The sequence below is a fragment of the Streptomyces sp. SID486 genome, from assembly GCF_009865385.1.
In the GTDB taxonomy this organism is placed as follows: Bacteria; Actinomycetota; Actinomycetes; order Streptomycetales; family Streptomycetaceae; genus Streptomyces.
On sequence record NZ_WWJT01000710.1, the window covers coordinates 1 to 2,886 of the forward strand.

At 70.1% G+C, this 2,886-nt stretch carries 3 protein-coding genes; all 3 read right to left on the bottom strand.

Annotated elements, in window-relative coordinates; genetic code table 11:
- The coding region (locus GT045_RS33295) for an MFS transporter (RefSeq protein ID WP_345942829.1) at positions 1–522 on the bottom strand (522 nt) is incomplete at its 3' end.
- 130 nt (positions 523–652) lie between these two features.
- Positions 653–1,831 (bottom strand): hypothetical protein, encoded by a 1,179-nt coding sequence (locus GT045_RS33300; RefSeq protein ID WP_161288017.1) that lies wholly within the window; start codon positions 1,829–1,831, stop codon positions 653–655.
- Between the two features lie 266 nt (positions 1,832–2,097).
- Positions 2,098–2,688, bottom strand: coding sequence for an isochorismatase family protein (locus tag GT045_RS33305; RefSeq protein WP_161288015.1), 591 nt, complete (start codon positions 2,686–2,688; stop codon positions 2,098–2,100).
- Positions 2,689–2,886: the final 198 nt, after the last annotated feature.

The window sequence follows — 2,886 nt, forward strand, 5'->3', positions numbered from 1 at the left end:
GCCGGCGGCGGTGAGGGGGACGGCGAGGCCCGCGGCCAGGGCGCCGGTGGCGGCCATGAGGGTCATCGCCAGGCCCGTCATGACGCCGATGCGGTCGGGGAAGTCACGCTTGATGACCGCGGGCATGAGCACGTTGCCGAGGGCGATGCCCGCACCGGCGACCAGGGTGCCGGCGAACAGGGCGGCCTGGGTGGGCAGGGTGCGGAGCAGGATGCCGGCGAGGATGAGGACGAGGGCACCGGCGAGGACCGTCTCGGTGCCGGTGCGCCGGGCGAGGACGGGCGCGACGGGCGCGAAGACCCCCAGGCAGAGCACGGGGAGTGTGGTGAGGACGGCGGCCTGCGTGCCGGAGAGGTGGAGGTCGGCCTGCAGGGTGGCGAGGACGGGCGGGATGCCGGTGATCGCCGCGCGGAGGTTCAGGGTCAGGAGGATGAGGCCCACGACGGAGAGGGCGCCGGCGCGGTGGCCGGAGCGCGGGGCGGGGAGGGTGCGGGTGCGTCTGGACCTGGTGCTGGACGGCACGGGTTGTTCCCTGGGGTGAGGTGCTGGCTCGGTCGGTGGCATCGAGAAACGGCCCCCTCCGGGTGCCGGTGCGGGGTGTGGTCCGCGTCGGTGTCCGGAGGGAGCCGTGACGGGGTGGGGCGGTGTCAGGTCAGACGCCGGCGGCGGCCTTCCGGGCCTGGTGCCAGGGGCAGGCGTCCTTGCCGGCCGCGAGTGCGGCGGCGGTGGCCGCCGTGGCGGCGGTCCCCTTGTACGCGGCCGGGTCGGCGGTGCCGTTGGTGCCGAGCTGGTTGAGGATCTCCTCGGAGAGCAGGTCCTGGCGGCCCTTGAGGGCGGTGGCGATCTCCGCGTCGCTCGCGAAGACCATCTCGGCGGCGACGTTGTCCTGCACGATCCGGGCGAGGTTGTCCCGGGCGACGGCGATGGGATCGCTGAGGATCTCGGCGGTGGGCACGTCGATCAGGTGCGAGTCGGCCTTGGACTGGTCCATGCACCGCTTGATGATGATGGACGCCTGGTTGAGGACGCTGGTGGTCCAGATGGAGAACACGACCACGTACAGGTCGCTCCAGGCGGCCTCACCGAGCTTGGTGCGCCACTTCTTCAACTGCCCTTCGATGCCGTCGATCTGGGCCTTGGCCGAGAAGACCATGTTGGTGCGGATCTTCGGGTAGACCTTGTTCGAGAAGACGTCGTAGCCGGGGATGTCGAAGGTCTGGTCGTGCAGGACCCCGTCGATGTAGTGGATCGCCTCGTCCAGGATGAACTTGCAGCTGTCGTGCAGGTCCTTGGGGAGGTTCGCGGCGGTGAGCTTGTCGCGGGCGGTGGCGAGGGTGGTCCCGAAGCTGGTGAGCGGGGTGACCCAGGAGCGGTCCGACTGCCCCTTGGCGGCGACCATGTCGAGGTCGTGGGCGTCGATGCGGTCCCGGTTGGGGACGTTGGGGACCTGGTCGCTGAGGTACTGGGCGAGCACCGAGTAGATGCCCAGCGGGATGTGCGCGATCGACTTGGCCAGTTCGAAGTACTCGGGGACCGGCTGCACGGTCTCCGTCGTGCCGTTGTGGAGCAGCGTGAACTGTCCGCCGGTGGCGGTGTTCGTGACGACGATCATCGGCGACAGCCGCTTGGAGAGGTCGGCCTTGAGCGCGGCGTAGTTGCTGCGCATGTCGGCGTTGACCTTGCGTATCGCGTCGCGGGCGTCCTTCTGGGCCGCGTTCGACGTCGTGGGGGTGCCCGGCCCGTCGGCCGCGGAGGCCTGGGTGACGGTGCCGAGCACAGCGGCGGTGCCGACGGCGGTGGCACCCGCGAGGACGGTTCTTCGTGTGGTCACTGGGGTGTGTTCCTTCTGTTCGAAGGGGGCGCGGATCGGTCCGCACCCGCCACCACGTGACCGTATGGGCACGGGAGTTGACCGGGCTATTAGCGGATCACACCGTAGTTCTCGCCACACACTGTGTGATCACCGCTCATTTTTCACTAATGGAAGTTCCGCTTTCGTTTCGGGCAAACGGAACATTACATACCGATGGCCGCCGCGGGGACCGCGCGCCCGGGGAACGAGACACCCGGCCGCCCGCGACGGGGTTCCGGTGAGGCTCAGCCGAGTTCGGCCGCCGACGGCACCACGACGCCGTACAGGTCGCCGATCGTGGCGAGCGCGCCGTGGTGGAGGGCGTCCGCGGACACCCCGGCCACCGAGGTCTGGAGCGGCCGGGTCGCGGAGGCGTCGGCCACCACGGTCGGCCGGTTCCCGCGCAGGAAGGCGCCCTGGGCGGTGAAGGCGACGCACATGTGGGTCATGAACCCGGCGATCACCACGTCCTTGTTCCCGGCGGCGTCCACCAGGTCCCCGAGGTCGGTGTCGAGGAAGGCGTCGGGCTTCGTCTTGACGACGGTCTCCTCACCGTCGACCGGAGCGACCTTGGGGTGGATCCGGCCGATCTCGGCGCGGATGTCGTACGGGGTGCCCTCACCGCCGTCGTTGACGACGTGGATGACCTTCGCACCGGCCTCACGGGCCTTCGCGAGCAGTGCGGCACCCGCGTCGAGCGCGGCCTCCCAGCCGGACAGCTCCATGACGCCCTGGGTGTAGGTGTTCTGGTAGTCGATCAGGATCACCGTCGCGGCCGCGAGCGACGCGGGGGTGTCGTCGAAGGCGTTGAGCTGGCGCAGGGTGGTCGTAGGCATGCCTGTACCTCAAGTCGTCTGTCTGGGTGGTGAGTTCGGGCCGTGTGCCGAGCGGCGGCCCCGACCGGAACGCTACGTGAGCGGGAATGTGTCAGCAATGTCGTCCAACTTGCAGAAACAGACATCGCCGGCCGCGTCGCACGGCGGGACGCGGCGCGACCCGGCCGACTCCCCGGCTGCCCCGGCTGCCCCGGCCGC

Excerpts from the sequence above, each read along its gene's own strand:
- GT045_RS33305 (WP_161288015.1), bottom strand. The coding sequence starts at position 2,688 with ATGCCTACGACCACCCTGCGCCAGCTCAACGCCTTCGACGACACCCCC.